This is a genomic window from Shewanella sp. 38A_GOM-205m, from assembly GCF_000518445.1.
GTDB lineage: Bacteria > Pseudomonadota > Gammaproteobacteria > Enterobacterales > Shewanellaceae > Shewanella > Shewanella algae.
The window spans coordinates 1-17,048 of the sequence record NZ_JADP01000020.1 but is presented as its reverse complement, the minus strand read 5'-3'; the positions used below and the strand labels follow the sequence as shown (position 1 = coordinate 17,048).

Annotated in this window: 17 protein-coding genes; 7 read left to right on the top strand and 10 right to left on the bottom strand. The window is 54.1% G+C overall.

Translation table 11 applies throughout. The features are described from left to right. Positions 1-351: 351 nt before the first annotated feature. Entirely contained in the window at positions 352-756 is a 405-nt protein-coding gene (locus tag N512_RS0113010; protein WP_025010165.1) for a hypothetical protein, read from the top strand. Between the two features lie 108 nt (positions 757-864). Continuing rightward, positions 865-1,458, top strand: a complete 594-nt coding sequence (locus tag N512_RS0113005) for a hypothetical protein (protein ID WP_028780614.1) — start codon at positions 865-867, stop codon at positions 1,456-1,458. Positions 1,459-1,649: 191 nt separating this feature from the next. Here N512_RS0113005 and N512_RS0113000 read toward each other — a convergent pair whose 3' ends face one another. The 6 genes from N512_RS0113000 to cutA form a co-directional block, all read right to left on the bottom strand. Beyond that, positions 1,650-2,048 (bottom strand): DUF2391 family protein, encoded by a 399-nt coding sequence (locus N512_RS0113000; protein ID WP_025010163.1) that lies wholly within the window; start codon positions 2,046-2,048, stop codon positions 1,650-1,652. Further along, positions 2,045-3,076, bottom strand: coding sequence for an aldose epimerase family protein (locus tag N512_RS0112995; RefSeq protein WP_028780613.1), 1,032 nt, complete (start codon positions 3,074-3,076; stop codon positions 2,045-2,047). The genes N512_RS0113000 and N512_RS0112995 overlap by 4 nt, the downstream gene beginning before the upstream one ends. A 32-nt stretch (positions 3,077-3,108) precedes the next feature. Beyond that, the gene (galK, locus tag N512_RS0112990) at positions 3,109-4,260 is read right to left on the bottom strand and encodes a galactokinase (protein WP_028780612.1); all 1,152 of its coding nucleotides are present in this window, start codon (positions 4,258-4,260) and stop codon (positions 3,109-3,111) included. Between the two features lie 206 nt (positions 4,261-4,466). Next, entirely contained in the window at positions 4,467-6,086 is a 1,620-nt protein-coding gene (locus tag N512_RS23005; RefSeq protein WP_025887992.1) for a cation:proton antiporter family protein, read from the bottom strand. Positions 6,087-6,213: 127 nt separating this feature from the next. Beyond that, complete coding sequence (locus N512_RS0112980; protein WP_028780611.1) at positions 6,214-8,019, bottom strand: protein-disulfide reductase DsbD; 1,806 nt, start codon at positions 8,017-8,019, stop codon at positions 6,214-6,216. Beyond that, entirely contained in the window at positions 8,016-8,348 is a 333-nt protein-coding gene (gene cutA / locus N512_RS0112975) for a divalent-cation tolerance protein CutA (protein WP_037475009.1), read from the bottom strand. Before cutA ends, N512_RS0112980 begins: the two co-directional genes overlap by 4 nt. A gap of 200 nt (positions 8,349-8,548) precedes the next feature. Here cutA and N512_RS23000 point away from each other — a divergent pair, with 200 nt between their 5' ends. Then, positions 8,549-9,178 (top strand): FxsA family protein, encoded by a 630-nt coding sequence (locus N512_RS23000; protein WP_025887996.1) that lies wholly within the window; start codon positions 8,549-8,551, stop codon positions 9,176-9,178. 109 nt (positions 9,179-9,287) lie between these two features. Here the strand turns inward: N512_RS23000 and N512_RS0112965 are convergent, their stop codons facing one another. Then, entirely contained in the window at positions 9,288-9,677 is a 390-nt protein-coding gene (locus N512_RS0112965; protein WP_028780609.1) for a winged helix-turn-helix transcriptional regulator, read from the bottom strand. 100 nt (positions 9,678-9,777) lie between these two features. Between N512_RS0112965 and N512_RS0112960 the strand changes: the two genes are divergently transcribed. After that, a complete protein-coding gene (locus N512_RS0112960) occupies positions 9,778-10,527 on the top strand; it encodes an SDR family oxidoreductase (protein WP_028780608.1) in 750 nt (249 codons plus the stop codon). A 347-nt stretch (positions 10,528-10,874) separates the two neighbouring features. Continuing rightward, entirely contained in the window at positions 10,875-11,087 is a 213-nt protein-coding gene (locus N512_RS0112950; protein ID WP_028780606.1) for a hypothetical protein, read from the top strand. Positions 11,088-11,182: 95 nt separating this feature from the next. Here N512_RS0112950 and N512_RS0112945 read toward each other — a convergent pair whose 3' ends face one another. From N512_RS0112945 to N512_RS0112935, 3 genes are all read right to left on the bottom strand, one after another. Then, the gene (locus tag N512_RS0112945) at positions 11,183-12,115 is read right to left on the bottom strand and encodes a CPBP family intramembrane glutamic endopeptidase (protein WP_028780605.1); all 933 of its coding nucleotides are present in this window, start codon (positions 12,113-12,115) and stop codon (positions 11,183-11,185) included. A gap of 79 nt (positions 12,116-12,194) precedes the next feature. Further along, positions 12,195-12,779 (bottom strand): DUF4274 domain-containing protein, encoded by a 585-nt coding sequence (locus N512_RS0112940; protein ID WP_028780604.1) that lies wholly within the window; start codon positions 12,777-12,779, stop codon positions 12,195-12,197. 19 nt (positions 12,780-12,798) lie between these two features. Then, a complete protein-coding gene (locus tag N512_RS0112935) occupies positions 12,799-14,163 on the bottom strand; it encodes an MATE family efflux transporter (protein WP_028780603.1) in 1,365 nt (454 codons plus the stop codon). Between the two features lie 248 nt (positions 14,164-14,411). On the opposite strand from N512_RS0112935, the gene N512_RS0112930 reads away from it, so the two are divergent. Together N512_RS0112930 and groL are read left to right on the top strand one after the other, a co-directional pair. Next, positions 14,412-14,702: a co-chaperone GroES gene (locus tag N512_RS0112930; RefSeq protein ID WP_025010152.1), complete on the top strand. Its 291-nt coding sequence runs from the start codon at positions 14,412-14,414 to the stop codon at positions 14,700-14,702. A 57-nt stretch (positions 14,703-14,759) separates the two neighbouring features. Continuing rightward, positions 14,760-16,400, top strand: coding sequence for a chaperonin GroEL (gene groL, locus N512_RS0112925; protein WP_028780602.1), 1,641 nt, complete (start codon positions 14,760-14,762; stop codon positions 16,398-16,400). The last annotated feature ends 648 nt before the right edge of the window (positions 16,401-17,048 follow it).

The window sequence follows — 17,048 nt, the reverse complement described above, 5'->3', positions numbered from 1 at the left end:
GGCTGTAACATGCAGCCTTAAGGCGTTTGCGTGCAAAATTCAACTTGCCCTGATGGAAATTTGGGCTAAAGTCCTTTGTGAGAGCACTCGAGGGTGCTGTCATGAAAAATTAATCGTTATTTAGTTGGAAAAATCACGGTTTGTAGCATTGATTCTCGGAAAGATTCTGTAAGAATACGCACTTGAAAACTCCACCTCCCAAAGGTGGAAACCTATTGTGGCAAAGTGAGCAGTAGTGCGCTTCTTTGGCCGAAAAACTTTAGGGAAGGCGCGAGCAAGTCCAGGCACTATGCGCAGCGACTTATTGGCAACTTCTCTGGTGTATGTGTTGATTTAAGGGTATTGGCATATATGTATAACACTGCAAAGAAACAAGTTTGGTATGGCGAGCTCAGAACCGCACGTGGCAATGCTATCGTCGTCCATGACAATCAGTTACCCGAGGCATCTCCTGGACGTATCTACCTGTTCAACTCTCAGCGTAATGCGATTATTGAATACGTGGAAGATATAGTTAAACCCAACTTGCATGATCTGGGTGAGGATGAAGCCAAGGCTGCCGAGCGTGAGTTCGGTAGTGCATTCAAAGCGGTCCGCAGCGAGTTTATGCAAAAGCAGCAGGCCAGAGTCAATCTGAACAACGTCAAAGACAGCGCTCCCGCGCGTAAGCCCAAGCCGGAACCTGAGGTCGAGGTCGAAGCCGACAACATGGGTGATGATTTCGATGACGATTGGGATGATAGCTTCGACGACTGATATCCCTATGCCCGGCCGTCCGACTTCAGTTCACTGAAGCGATGGTCCGGGTATACCGGACAGTCGAACGCTGACATTTTAAGACGATGATTTATAAGTTGGAGAATAATGATACCAGATATTAACGAAGAATATTATGTACTGATATGTGGCTCTGGAAAGGTGCCTTCCCCTTATGTTTCCTGCAGTAAAAGTCATTATTTAACTTTTAGACAACCGACTTGCCTTAAAATGCCTATTCAGGTTGAATCTGGGGCAGATGATAATGAGGCTATTCCGCTGATCGAAGCAATGACTGCATTAAGTGATCCATTACTGTCAAACAGAATAAGTAAAGTGCTGGAATACTTTGATCTTTATCAGGTTCAGTTACTCCCAGCTTTATATACCCATAATGATGAAAGTGTACATTCATATTCAATTTTAGTCGTAGATAATAATATTGATGCTTATGACTTTGATAATGGAAAATACACTGGGATTTTAGAGGATGGTGAAGTAAGAAATCCAAGGAATTGCCGACTGGACTCTAATAAGTTATCTAAAATACCTCTTGAAAAGAGATGTATTTTCCAAATTCCAGGGATGATGGATTATTTGGTGCATAAGTCAATCGCAGAGCCATTAATCGCCTTGAATGCCAGTGGTTTGCATTTGGTTCCAGTACTGGAATGGGATCTTAGCTTTGGTATGACAATTTAATAGCTGGGTTAAAGATGAATAATTGTCAGATTTTCATCACAGCAAATACTGGCAGAAATTAAACTATACAACCCAAGCCAATATGGGGTGAATGATGTAGGTTTAACCCGATCTTCCTTTATTGATGATGAAATTTTAAATTGAATTTTGATGTCAATGAAATACGACAATCAATATCCGGCGATAGTCGATTATTCTTTATCGAAGCTATCGACTATGATGGCGCCCATAGAGGCCGGCATGGCGATCAGCAGGGTGCGCTTCAGCGCCAGTAAGGGATCGCTCAACAATGGCCATTTATCCAGGGCCAGTAAGACGACACTCACCACCAGCAAGGTCAGGGCATAAGCCAGCAGGATCCGCAGCCAGAACACCCACACCCTGGCCTTGATATTGGCCTGAAACACACTCTGATAAGCAAACAGGGCGATAAAGCTCAGGCTCAATACCACCACCAGCACCAGATTCACCATCGGCAGATTGGCCGCCAGCATCCAGGCCTCCTCGGAAAAAGAGATGGGCACGGACAAGGCAAAGGCGCCTATGCTGATCTGGCCGAGATCCTCGGCGTTGAAATAGAGTTTGGTCATGCCTGGGTATCGAACTCGTAGCGGCTCAAATGGTGATAGACTTGTCCGGGTGTTATCCAGGGATCGCCGTGCAGCTGTGGCTGATTGGCGCCGTCCGGCAGCATTTGCGGCTCAAGACAGACACCCTGCCAGGCCTTCATCGCCTGGCCCTTACGACCCTTGACGCCTTCGAGCCCGGCGCCGGTGTAAAGTTGCACTCCGGGTTGATTGGTATACAGTGTCAGGCCGCGACCCGATAGCGGCGCGCTCAAACGGCCCACACGCCAGAGCTCATCTTTCTGTTGTCGGCTGATAAAGCAGTGATCCAACCCTTGGCCGGCGGCTAGTTCCGGCTGCCCCAGCAGCGTCTTGAGTGCCTTGCCCTGACTGAGATCCAACATGCTGCCTTGGGTATCGACTATGCCGCAGGGAATGCCTTCAGAGTCGGTTGCCAGGGTTTTGTTGCTATCGAGTTGCAACTGGTGCTCAGTGATATCCGCCCGGCCATCGAGGTTGAAATAGCTGTGCTGGGTCAGGCTCACAGGGCAGTCTTGGCTGCTTGAGGCCATAAACTCAACAAACAGGTTGTTGCCCGCCAAACGATAGTCCAGCTGTACCCGGCATTCACCGGGAAAGCCCATGTCGCCATCCGGGCTTATCAGGCTGAGGCGCACCCCGTCCGGCAGTGTGCCCAGTTGCCACAGGCGCCGATGAAAGCCTTCGCGGCCGCCATGCAGGCAGTGGCCGTTGAAGTTCTTATCCAGAGAAAAAGTCTTGCCGCGGCAGTTGATTTGACCTTGCTTGATGCGATTGGCGTAACGCCCCACAGCGGCGCCCAAACAGGCGTCCTGGGCCAGATAATCGGCTGCAGAGTCACAGCCAAGCACGATATTGGTTCGTTCACCGTGGCGATCCGGTGCCCACAGTGAGCGAATAATGCCACCGAGACTGAGCACTTCCAGTGCCAGAATGCCGTTGTCGATTCTGATTCTTTCTATCTGGCCGCCGCGGGGATCTTCCCAACTGTCGAGTGCGCTGAAACGTATCATCTGCTAGTTCCTTTTGGCTTAAGGGCTACAATTCAGTCCAGGCGGCTGGCTCCGTCGCTGGGGCTGCATAGGTACACACTGGCCTCCAGCTCGGTTTTAGCCGGATATTGCTGCTCAACGGCGGCTATCACCTTGTCGGTCAACTCATGTTCCACCAGGGCGATGACGCAGCCGCCAAAGCCCTTGCCTGTCATCCGTACTCCGCCGCGTTCGCCGACGACTTCGGCTATCAGCTCCACCAGGGTATCAATTGCCGGATGGCTGATTTCAAAGTCATCGCGCATCGAGCGGTGTGATTCGGCCATCAGTTTGCTGAGCCTGGCGATATCGCCCTGCTCCAGGGCGCGGCAGGCGCTCTGGGTGCGTTGGTTTTCACTGATCACATGGCGGGCACGGCGAAAGGCAACCGGGTCCAGTTCATCTTCGGCGCTTTGCAGCGCCCTGAGTGACAAGTGGCGCAGGGTATCCAATCCGAAATGACCGGCCACCTGCTCGCATTGCAAGCGGCGTTCGCCAAACTCTGTGCTGTGGGCGATGGAGGGCAAGCCGGAATTGATGATCAGCAGGCTGAGATCGTCTGGGAAGGGCACGCTCTCGCAGTCCAGATCCAGGCAATCGATCAACAGTGCCGCACCGGCTTCGGCCATGGCACAGGTGATCTGATCCATGATGCCGCAGCCATAGCCGACATAGTGGTTTTCGCCCCGCTGCGCCAGTTGTGCAATCGCCAGCGGCGACAAGTGCAGTTGACTGGTGTCATTGATGGCGGTGCCGAAGGCGATTTCCAGCGAGGCCGATGAGGCCAATCCGGCGTTGGCCGGCACATTGCCGATCACTGCCAGGTCCAGGCCGCGAGCCGGCAGGCCACTCTGGGCCATGGCCGAGGTAAAGCCCTTGAGATAACTGACCCAGCCCTCATCCTCGCTCATGCTGCCTTCATCGCCATAGTGCCATTCAAAAATGCCGGGAAAGGCACCCGATACGGCGCGGAACTTGTCATCGTCACGGCGTTTGACCGCGATTATGGTGTGAAAGTTGATTGCTGCCGGCAGCACCAGACCTTCGTTATAGTCTGTGTGTTCCCCGATAAGGTTGACCCGCCCGGGGGCCTGATACAGGGCATCCGGCTTGGTGCCGAAGGTTTTGACAAAGAGTTTGGTAACGCTGGGGGCAGGATTCGACATGCTCTTATGGATTCCGCAAAAAAACGTTCGAACAGCAACATAAATGACTGCTTTTCTGTTGTTATATCATTTCTGTCACTGAGGTGTAAGTGAGATTTTTATTCGGATTGCGCCCAAGGGCAGATTAAGGAGATATCTATGGGAACAAGAGAAAAGCCTCACTCAGTCCGCTAACGGCGAGTGAGGCTAAATGATGCCGAAAAATATCAGGATGCGGCTTCCTTGGCGGGCGATTCATTGACGGTTTCGGCCGCCAGCAGTTCACAGACCACATGCTCAACGAAACCGGCACCGGCGGCCTCGTAGAGATTATAAACGCTGTGAACGCCGGATTCGCGCAGGGCCACGGCATCATCACCATACTGCACTATGGCGCTGATCTTGCCTTGGTAATCCAGTTTCTTGAGCTGTTCAACCGCAAACATGTTACCCGCATGGTACGGCATCGCCAGTAGCACAAGTTCCAGCGCCGGAGCTCGGTCGAGTTTTTCCCAGAAGTCGGTATCCGAGGCATCGCCCTGTACCACATTACGCCCTTGCTCGCGGTGGAAGTCCACCAACTCCTGTTTATGTTCTATGCCGAGGATCTCACCATCAAACCTGGCCTTGAGTTCATCGTAGGCGCCAGAGCCTATGCGCCCCATACCCAGAATAAGAAAGCGCGGGTTGCCCACGGGGATCTGCCTGTCTTCCGGATGCAGTGGGTGCTTCTCGAGCTTGACCAGCTTCTGCTGATACTTCTGGTAGATGCTGCCCACCATGGCGTTGAGCGGCGCCGCCAGCACGAAACTCAGGCTCAGGGCCACAGCAATGATCACCAGCCATTGGGCGGGCAGCCAGCCTTTGCTGGTGGCTACGGCAGCCACAATCAGACCGAACTCGCTGAAGTTACCCAGGTTGAATGAGCCCAGCATTGAGGTACGGGAACGCAGTTTGAAGCGGGTAAGGATATAGACAAACAGCAGAATTTTCAGCGGCACCAGAGTCACCAGCAGCACCGCCAGCATAATATCTGTCATGCTCGGCAGGCCGTTGAGGCCTATGGTGAGGAAGAAGGCCACCAGAAACAGTTCTTTAAAGTAGAACAGCGACTTGGCCAGCTCGGATGCCTTCTTGTGCCCGGCCAGCAGTATGCCGATGATCAGCGCGCCGAGATCCGGTTTCAGCCCCACGGACTCAAACAGCCAGGCGCCGACCACCAAAGCCATTACCAGGCCGAAGAGCACCAGGAGTTCACCGTGGCCGACCTTGTCAAAGGCCCTGTATATCAGCGGCTTGGCCAGAGGCAGCAACAGCAGCGCCAAGGCCCATATCGACGGAAACTCGCCCTTGGAAATAGTCAGGAATAATACGGCAAAGATATCCTGCATAATCAGAATACCTATGGCAACCCGGCCGTAGAGAGATTGCATATCGCCCTTGTCTTCCAGCACCTTGACCGCAAACACAGTACTGGAAAAGCTCAGGGCAAAGGCCAGCAGGGTCAGCTGTTCGACCGTGAGATTGGTCAATTGCACCAGGCCAATCAAGCCCAGTAGCTTGAGAATGGGGACAAAGATTACCATGGACAACATCAGGTGCAGGCTGGAGCCTGCCCAGACTTCGGCCTTGAACAGGCTGCGGATATCCAGCTTGAGACCTATGGCAAACAGCAGCAGGGTCACACCCAGACTGGCCAATTGGTTGAGCAGCGGCAGGCTTTCATTTTCTATGCCCATGGTATAGAGCACAAAGCCGGCGGCCAGGTAGCCGATAAGCGGTGGTAAATTGATACGGTTGACCAGCATACCGCAGGCCAAGGTAATAACGAGAATTGCAGGTTCCATTTTGCTCTTTCAGGAAGGAGGCTAGCTGTTTAAAGAGTATTCTATAAGAAGAGCATTAAATTTAAATAAAAAAGCGAACTTATCTGCTGATAAATTCGCTTTTTCAGAAATGTCGGCGTGTTGAACGCTAGTTTTTGAGCAAAATATCCAGGTGGGCGGCAAACTCTTTCGGGCCCATGAAACCTGTCACTCTCAACTCATTCTTCAACTGGCCCTGTTCATCGATAAACAACAGTGTCGGCAGCCCCAGCACATCGTAGGCCTCCAGCAGAGCGACATCGGTTTCATCCATGGCGGTCACATCGGCTTGCAGCAGCACCATCTGTTCCATCCGCTGTTTAACCTCGGCATTCTTGAAGGTGATCTGCTCAAACTCCTTACAGGCCACACACCAATCGGCGTAGAGATCCAGCATCACCGGCTTGCCGGCGGCCTTGGCATCCGCCAGTTCGGCCTTGAAGTCCTCAAGCGACTTGATCCGTTTGAAGGCATGATGCTCGGCTTGCTGTTGCCCCATGAAGTGGTAACCCATGGCGCTCATTACCGCCTGGAGACCATAGGAGAAGCTCGACAGCAGCAGCAGGGTCAGGATCACGCTGCGTACCGTCTGTTTCCAGTTGAACTGGCTCAGCTTGTTCTGGTGCATCAGGTAGCCGACAAAGACGATGGCCCACACAGACCACATGAGATCCGACACCAATCCAGGCCAGATGCGGCCCAGCATTATGATGGACACGGCCACCAACAGGAAACCGAATACATGCTTGATGATGTTCATCCAGGTACCGGCGCGCGGCAGCAACTTACCGCCCGAGGTGCCTATCAGCAGCAGCGGTAGTCCCATCCCCATGCTGAGGATGTAGAGGGTCAAAAAGCCCTGCAGCAGATCGCCGGTTTGCGCCACGTACACGAGTACTGCCGATAAAGGCGCCGTGGTACAGGGCGAGGCCACCAGGCCCGAAAGCACACCCATGACGAACACGCCCAGCAGATTACCACCTTTTTGCTTATTGGAGAGGCTGTTCATCCTCTGCTGCCAACTGGCGGGCAGGCGCAGCTCATAGAGGCCAAACATAGACAGACTGAGTACTACAAACAGCACGGCTATGGTGATCAGCACGGCCGGATGTTGCAGCGCCGCCTGATACTTGAGACCGGCCGAAGCCACTACCAGCCCCAGCAGCGAATAGGTAATAGCCATACCCTGTACATAAGCCATCGACAGGGTAAAGGCCTTGCCGGTGGAGACTTTCTGCCCCTGGCCGACAATAATCCCCGATAGAATGGGATACATGGGGAACACGCAGGGGGTCAGTGCCAGACCTATCCCCAACACGAAGAAGGTCAGATAGTTGAGCAGAGTGCTGTCACCGGAGAGCAGTTTATCCAACAGGTTATCCTGTTGGGTCACTGCCTGGCCCTTGGGAGCCGCCTGGGCATCTGCGCCCTTGTCGGCATCGGGCAGTATCCCATCATTGGCCGCCACAGGTTTAAGCAGGGCGTCACGGGTGGTGGGCGGGAAGCAGAGCTTGCCCTCGGCGCAGCCCATAAAGGTTACGGATAACTTGGTGGCTTCACCCGCCTCCTTAATGGCAACTGGAATCTCGATAAAGGAGTAGTACACCTGCTGCTCACCGAAATACTCATCCGTGTGACCCTTGCCCTGGGGCAGGGCTATCTCGCCCAGTTCACCGCCATCTATGCTGAACTTGAGTTTGTCGCGGTACATGTAGTAGCCGTCGGCTATTACCCAACTGAGCTTGACCTTGTTGCCTTGCTGACTGAAGTCGAAGGCAAAGGCCTGATCCACTGGCATCAGCTCAGGTTCACTCTTGAGAAAATCGAATTGCTTGTTGCCAAAGATCCCATCGGCCTGAACCAGCGGGCTGAGAAGCAACAGGCTGCCTAGCAGCAGGGTAAGTATTTTCTTCATAGCTTAGTGTTGTCTTTTATCCAATCCAGATAGGCGGGCAGCCCATGGCTGATGGGCACAGCAATAATTTCAGGTACTTCATAGGGATGCAGTTCGAGTATTCTCTGCTCCAGCCTGGGGTAGGCGCTGGCCAGACACTTGAGCTGCAGGCTGACTTCAGTCTCCTGGCAGAGTTCGCCCTGCCAGACATAAAACGAATCCACAGTCTGGCTCACCTGAGCGCAGGCCACCAGCGACTCGCGTACCAAGGTTGCGGCCAGGCTCTTGGCACTGTCTGTATCCGGGCAACTGCAAAAAACCAGCAGCGCTTGTTGAGATTTTATGTCCATAATGAGCGGGTTAAATTAAACCTGACTTAAGCCAAGGGGATTAAAATCGAGCGTCTACTTTACGTGTTTTGCCGCAAGCTTGCATTAAGGCTTTGCTGAAACAGTGAGCTCAGGCGTCAAACCCGGGGCAGGCTGCGGACTTGAAATCAGACCGGGTTATCCCCATTTAGTTTTCAACTACTGCAAAAAATGAGGCCTACATGCCATTTCTGATAATGTTTATCATCTTTGTGCTGATCCCTGTCGTCGAACTCTCGGTGCTTATCCGGGTTGGCGAAGTTCTGGGCAGCTGGAACACAGTGGCATTGGTGATCCTCACCGCGGTGGTCGGTGTTTCTCTGGTTCGCAGCCAGGGCTTGAGTACCCTGATGTCGGTACAGAAAAAGTTGGCCGCCGGTGAAGCACCGGGGCAAGAGATTGTCGAAGGCATGATGCTGGCCATGGCCGGTATTCTGCTGCTTATTCCGGGGTTTGTGACCGACCTTATCGGCCTTATCCTGCTGACTCCAATCACCCGGGCACCGCTGGCGCGTTATTTCTATCAGCGGATGCAGCTCAAGGTGGTTGCCGGTGCTCAGTTCAGAGCCGGTGCCAACCCCTTTGAGCCGCCACATCAAAGAGGCCAGGGCGGTGATGTGTTCGAAGGTGAATTTGAGCGCAAGGCCGACCCTTCCGATAAGCGTCCTGAGAGCCATCAGCTGGGTGGGGAGAGCCATCAGCTGGAAGAAGATAGCCCTCAGCGAGGTGAAAATGGCCATCAGCGAGGTGAAAACAGCCCTCAGTCGCAGGATACGGAAAACCAAGACGATGATCGGCCCGGTAGCCGGTGATCAGCACAAACACTGATAAAAAAGACCTTCCGCTCGGAAGGTCTTTTTTATTCTCATAGCCGGCAAACAGCCTGTTGCCTCAAAAAGTGAAGAGGCCGGCAGCGTATTCTCAACTATCGTCAGCCAAATCTGCGCCCTTGGTTCGCATCCAGTCGGCCAGTGAATCCAAGGTAGGTTTCAAAGACTTCCCCAATGGGGTTATTCGATACTCCACACGCGGCGGCACTTCGGCGTAAACCTTGCGCTGCACCAGCTTGCGACGTTCAAACAGGCGTAATTGTCGCGTCAGTTCCTTCTGCGTAATGGGGGCTACGGCCCGCTGCAATTCACTGAAGCGTACCGGAGAGTCGATCACTATCAAACGATAGAGAATAGGGATGGCCCACTTACCCGAAATGAGATTGACAAAGCTCACCATGGGACAGGGTTCAGAGCTATTCAACTCATAGGAGGGCGCGGCCGTTAAACTTGTTTTCTGAGAGCTCTCTGCGGCGGACATAGCTATCCAAATGCCTCTTTAGTATCAAAAAGGTACCTACTATACAATGGATACTATTGCAAATAAAATGCGCCCTCCAACAGCGTAGAGGGAGGTATGCATGAAACGACTGCAAAATAAGTTTGCCTTGGTTACCGGGGGTACCAGTGGTATAGGCCTGGAAACCGCACGGCAGTTTCTTGCCGAGGGGGCCAAGGTTGCCATCACTGGGCGCGACATCAATGCCCTCAACCGGGTTCGGGAAGAGTTGGGGGGTAACACCTTGGCCATTTGCTGTGATGCCGGCGATATAAACTCACAACGGGAATTGGCACAAACGCTCAGTCGCCAGTGGCCGCGTTTGGACATCTTGTATGCCAATGCCGGAGACGTTACTCATCTGCCATTGCCGGATTGGGACGAAACCGCCTGGGATAGATTGATGTCGGTGAATCTCAAAGGGCCGTTTTTTCTTATCCAATCACTCTTGCCTCTGTTGGCAAACCCGGCCTCTGTCATCCTCTGTGGTTCAACCAGCGCGCATATCGGCCTGGTGCAAAGCAGTGCCTATGCCGCCAGTAAAGCGGCGCTGCTGTCGCTGGCGCGAACCCTGTCGGCAGAGCTGCTTGAGTCTGGCATCAGAGTCAACTGTTTAAGCCCCGGGCTGACAGAGACTGCGGCTTTGGGTAAGTTGGGGCTGGCTGCTGAAGAGCAAAAGGCACTGCAGCAGGAGATTCGGCAACTGGTGCCCATAGGTCGTATGGGAATGCCTTGGGAAATCGCCAAGGCGGCCGTGTTCCTCGCATCCGACGAGTCGCGTTTTGTCATCGGCACCGAATTACTGGTCGATGGTGGCGTTGCCAATCTCTAAGGAGGTGCGAGCCAGTCCCATGTGTGCTTTGCGTCGGCAGAGGCTAGGCCGAAAGGGCTTCGACAGGGGGCTGTATAAGCTTGCCCATCTTGGGCCCTTGCTGCTCGGCAAAGCGCTGTTGAATGTCGAGCAATTCAGCTTCGCAGGCACAAAAGGCTGCCACCAGTTATGGGTCGAACTGGCCTCCGGCCTCTCGGCTGGACAGTCTATTGCAAGCGCTGGAGGCACTGGTTTTCGCCCTGGAGGCCTTGCCCCAGCCGTCATCGCAACCGTCATCGCAGCCGTCATTAAAGCCTCAGACGTTTGAGACACTGTCTCCAATAGGCAGTTCCAGCTCAAGTGCGTCAGTGGCAACACTTACCGCCCAGTTCAATGCCCTGAACCAGAGCCTGGATGAATACAACACAGAAGCGCTGGAGCAGGTCGATGCCCTGGTTCAGCATTCGGCACTGCAGCCTTGGCGCGAGTCGCTTGAGCGGCTGCAGCGGGCGGTGCGGGCCTTTGATTTCGAGCGCGCCGCCACTGAACTAGCCAGGCTTCGGCAGTTGGCCCGGGTTTGATGGTGCTGCCCCTTCTCAAGCGGCAGCTTGGGTAAAGCCTGTCTGGTAAAAGCCGGCTGCACTAAAACCTATCGCCCCAAAACCCTGTGGCGCAGCTAGTGCGGCAGCGCCATAGGGTAGCTTAACAGCAGCAGATGGCAGAAGTTGAGGCAGAAGTGGCACAGCGCCGCCAGCCACAAACGGCCGCTCAGCTGGAACACCAAACCATAGAGGACACCGGCGAGGGCGGCGAACAGCACCAGAGTCCAACCCCCGGCCAGGTGCGCCAGCCCGAATAGCACGCTGGCTACCGTTACCCCAAGCAGGGCGCCGCCGCGCTTGACCAGATACTGTTGCAATGCGCCGCGAAACAACACCTCTTCGGCGACGCAGGTCAGCAGCAGATTATTGAGCGCAAACAGCCACCACCAGCCCGGCAGCTTGGGATCCCAATTGATGGCGCCGCTTAAACTTGCCAGCCCCAGCAGCGCAGGCGTGGTGGCAAACAGCAAGGCCAGTAGGATTATTTTTCGCCTTGGCAGAGGTTTCGGCGTACCCGCAACCAGCGGCCAGGCCAGCAGCAACAGGAACAGGCTCAGCGGCTTATCCAGGTTGAGATACATGCTGAAAGGTGCACTGCCGCTGCTGGCTTGCACTTTATCCAGCAGCTTGAGGTTGTCAAAGCCCGGCAGCAGATGCACTGTGAGTGCCACGGCGCTCAGCAGTATCAAGCCCTGAGTGCCATAAACGGCAAGCTGCTTGAGCCGTATGTGGCCCTGCTCGCTTGCTTCATTATTCGCCGCCGCATTCTTGGCTGAATTTGCCTGTCGGCAAAACCGCTGGCGCCATTTGGGCAACTTAAATGCCAGCGCCAGCAATAGGCCCACAAGTATCAGAGTCGGCGCTGCAATGCGGCCCAAAAACAGCGCCAGTAGCAGGCTGGTGGCGAGCAGCAAGAGTGCGATGGGAAAACGGCGCAGCAGCGCAAAAGGCACCGCCAACATCAGTGCTAGCCAGATAAGCAAATCGACAGAAGGCACAAAGGGCATGGGGAAGGCTCCGAAAAAGCGGCGATTAAAGCTGTATAGAGGATACCGGGCAAGCGCCGCTAACAGAGATCGGACTTGTTCAGCCTTTGCCGAGCAATTGATTAACCCAAGTCTGATAGTCGCCCTGATAGGTGGCTATCTCCATGGTGCTGTAGGGCGCCAGTAAGATGCCGGGAAACTGCCAGCCACGTTCCTGCATCTGTTTCAGAGGCGGCAACATGTCTTCTTTGATGGCATCAAAAGCGATGCGATAGCTGGCGAAATCCCCCTGGCTGAAGCGGGTTATCAGGCGGTCGAACAGCGCCTTCTCCTCCGGCTCAGCGTCTGCCGGGTTTGAATGGAAAAAGCCCTGCCCATACCAGTAGAGCAGCAAGGCTGTGCCGGCATCACAGAGAGGGTGATTGAGTATGGCGGCCGGGCTTTCAAGGCCGTTGTCCCAATTGAGATTGGCGGCCACATAATGCAGCTCTTCCATGCTCTGCAGCTCGGCTATGGTCATTAGGCTATCGGCAGTCTTGGCAAATTCACCGGCAATAGCCGTCAGTGCGGCGCCGATTTCCGGGTCTGCCAATTGTGCCTTTAACTGCTCGGCATCGCAGATGGCGCCGCTCTCGGCGCATTCAAAGGCCCTGAAAAACTGCTCTTGGGTCAGACGTTTGGCCATCCTTGTCTCCTGTCCTTTATCATCCCTCGTTGGGGCAGGGGGATTTGATTTTTTGCGGTTCGCTGATGTTGCTGGCCAGATAATAGCTGGCAATGCCCATGAGTATGTTGGTTACCGGCAGTGCCAGCATCAGGCCTTTTACCCCACCGAGGAAGGCGCCAAGCGCCGCCAGCGGCAGCATCAGCAGGAACAGGCGGCACAGATTCAGTACCAGCGAGGCCATGGGTCTGTGATAGGCGTTGAGCGAGGTGGCCACTATGATCACCACGCCCAGCGGGCCATAGGCGGCGGGCAACACCAGGACATAGAAGCTGAGCCATTCCAGCACCTGAGGGTCGGTACTGAACAGGGCGGCAATTTGCGGCGCCAGCAGCGCCAGCGGAATATACAGCAGGGTCTGGAACAGGAGCACAAACTTCAGCGCCAGCAACAGTGCCTCACGGGCGCGCTCCTTCTGGCCGGCACCCAGGTTCTGGGCGATAAAGGGCACCAGGCTGGAAGATAGCCCCATCACCACAATCAGCAGCAAGGACTCCAGCCGGGTTCCGGCACCGAAGGCGGCCACGGCGGCGTGATCTATCCGCGCCAGCATCCCCATAATCGCGGCGTTGGCCAGGGGGTTGATCATATTCATCAGCGCCGCCGGTTGGGCGATATGGGCCAGCTGTTTCCAGTTATCGGCAAAGCGGCTGAAACACCAACCCGCGGCCACCAACATATGGCGTTTGACCACCAACAGGTAACTGGACAGCGACAGCGCCACCAACCAGGAGATCAGGGTCGCCACGGCGGCACCTTGAATTTCCAGCCTGGGGAAGGGGCCGATACCAAAGATAAGCAGCGGGTCGAGGATCAGGTTAATCAGCGCCGCCAGCGACAAAATTGCCGCCGGTGAGCGGGTATCGCCAGTGGCCCTCAGGCCCTGATTGCCCACCATCAACACCACCAACAGCGGCGCCCCCAGATACCAGAGATTCATATACTCATGCACCAGCGGCAGTATGTCGTCTTTGGCGCCAAGCAGGGAAAACAGCGGGTCGATACACAAGCTGCCCAGCAAGGATAGCCCGGCAGTTAAAATAAAGGTCAGCAGCAGGGCGTCGTGCAGAAACACCTTGGCCTTGGGGGCGTGCCCGGCGCCTATCAGGCGGCCAAGATTGGTGGACACCCCGGCGCCTATGCCTATGGCAATACTGGACACCACCAGGGTAACAGGGAAGGTGAAGCTGATCGCCGCCAGCGCCTCTGTGCCCAGCTTACTGATGAAGTAGGTGTCTACCAGGTTGAAGCCCAGCACGGTGAGTATTCCTAACATGTTGGGAACACTCATATTAAGCAGTACACGACCTATCGGCTGACTGAGCAGCCCGTGTCTGTCTCTCATGGCCCGTATCTGCCTCTTGTGAAATGGATGAAGTAAATCGTGCGGAAGCGCGATTCTAACAGGATTGCCCCGGCTTTAAAAAACGAGGGTCAAAAATTTTCAAAAAATTTTGACCTGTCCCCTTGGAAGTGCCAAATCCGGCCCCATATAAGCCAACATCAAGCGGCTAAAGCCTGTTGGCCTGGCCGTCTTTTACATAAACCATGAACCGCCTCATATTGGGCAAAAATCATTAGGAGAATCCATAGATGAATATTCGTCCATTACATGACCGCGTGATCGTCAAACGCCTGGAAGTTGAAAGCACTTCGGCCGGTGGCATCGTACTGACCGGCAGCGCAGCCGAAAAGTCTACCCGTGGTGAAGTACTGGCTGTTGGCAATGGCCGCATCCTCGAAAACGGTGACATTAAGCCATTGGACGTGAAGGTAGGTGACGTAGTGATCTTCAACGAAGGTTACGGTGTCAAGAAAGAGAAGATTGACGGTGAAGAAGTCCTGATCCTGTCAGAAGCTGACCTGATGGCCGTAGTGGAATAAGCCACTCGAACCATTGAAAACCTTCCAAAGTAATCGAAAAATTTAAGGATAATCAACATGGCAGCTAAAGAAGTAAAATTTGGCAATGACGCTCGCGTAAAAATGCTGGCGGGCGTGAATGTTCTGGCTAACGCAGTAAAAGTGACTCTGGGCCCTAAAGGCCGCAACGTCGTTCTGGAAAAGAGCTTCGGTGCACCACTGATCACCAAAGACGGTGTTTCAGTCGCCAAAGAGATTGAACTGGAAGACAAGTTTGAAAACATGGGCGCGCAAATGGTTAAGGAAGTTGCTTCCAAGGCCAACGACGCTGCCGGTGACGGTACCACTACCGCCACAGTACTGGCCCAGGCTATCGTGACCGAAGGTCTGAAAGCCGTTGCCGCCGGTATGAACCCAATGGATCTGAAGCGCGGTATCGACAAGGCTGTAATCGCCGCCGTTGCCGAGCTGAAAGCCCTGTCTCAGGATTGCTCCGACTCCAAGTCTATCGCTCAGGTAGGTACCATCTCTGCCAACTCTGATGAGTCTATCGGTGAAATCATCGCCACCGCGATGGAAAAAGTGGGCAAAGAAGGCGTGATCACAGTTGAAGAAGGTCAGGCGCTGGAAAACGAACTGGACGTAGTAGAAGGTATGCAGTTCGACCGCGGTTACCTGTCTCCTTACTTCATCAACAAGGCTGAAACCGGCTCTGTTGAACTGGACAACCCATTCATCCTGCTGGTTGACAAGAAGATCTCCAACATCCGTGAGCTGCTGCCTATCCTCGAAGGCCTGGCCAAGACAGGCAAGCCACTGCTGATTGTTGCCGAAGACGTTGAAGGCGAAGCCCTGGCGACTCTGGTTGTCAACAACATGCGCGGTATCGTTAAAGTGGCTGCCGTTAAGGCGCCTGGTTTCGGTGACCGTCGCAAGGCCATGCTGCAGGATATCGCTATCCTGACCGGTGGTACTGTTATCGCCGAAGAGATTGGCCTGGAGCTGGAAAAAGCCACTCTGGAAGACCTGGGTACCGCCAAGCGCGTGGTTATCACCAAAGACAACACCACCATCATTGATGGCAGCGGTGAAGAGTCTCAAATTCAAGCCCGTGTTGCCCAGATCAAGCAGCAGGTTGAAGAATCGACTTCAGATTACGACAAAGAAAAACTGCAAGAGCGTATGGCCAAGCTGGCCGGCGGTGTTGCGGTAATCAAAGTCGGTGCCGCTACCGAAGTGGAAATGAAAGAGAAGAAAGCCCGCGTTGAAGATGCGCTGCACGCTACCCGCGCCGCCGTTGAAGAAGGTGTGGTTCCTGGGGGCGGTGTTGCCCTGGTTCGCGTTGCCTCCAAGATTGGTGAGCTGGACGTGAGCAACGAAGATCAGAAGCACGGTGTGGTTATCGCCCTGCGCGCCATGGAAGCCCCACTGCGCCAGATCGCTACCAACGCAGGTGAAGAAGCCTCTGTTGTCGCCAACAACGTTAAGAACGGCAGCGGTAACTATGGTTACAACGCCGGTAACGACACTTACGGCGACATGCTGGAAATGGGTATCCTGGATCCAACCAAGGTTACTCGTTCTGCGCTGCAGTTCGCGGCCTCTGTTGCCGGTCTGATGATCACCACCGAAGCCATGGTAGCCGAGCTGCCAAAGGAAGAGGCTGCGCCTGATATGGGCGGTATGGGTGGTATGGGCGGAATGGGCGGCATGATGTAATTCTAGCTGGTTAAAATCGTCTATAGCGGCGTTATCTTGCCACTCGTTTAGTTCACTAAACTTCGCGGCAAGATGCCTGGCTCTAAAACGATTTTTCCTGCGCTAGACGCAATGTCGGTCTATAAGCTCAGAAGCTTAGCACCTTAAAAAAGAAAGCCCCGATACCTTTGGCATCGGGGCTTTTTCTTATTCCGAGAAAGGAAAAGGCCCGCGCCTCGAACGCGGGCCTTTTCCATCTCAGTGGTTTCTGCCGATGGCGGGGGAGTGGTTTGGGTTTGGAATGGCTTCCGGCTGATCGTGCAACTCATTGCCTGCCGCAGGCCTTATGCATATGCACCTCAGTGACACGCTGTGAATACATATATGGACCCATCCCGTTTGCAAGACATTTGATTTCAATTTGAGAAGAGTTCATTGCACCCATATATTCGGCCTGTTACTGAGTTAAATCTCTGGCCCTGATGGATATGTGCTTCTACTTTCCTCATCATCCTTGCGGCTTCACGATGAGCCTATGGATTCAACAGGTTTTAAGTAGAACAGTCTGACTGTCTCATCATCAAATCAATTGTCACCGCAACTTGGTGATAGGTTGGCATTATCTTACTTCACAACCTGATTTATAAGCTTCATGTCGCCGGCCGATAC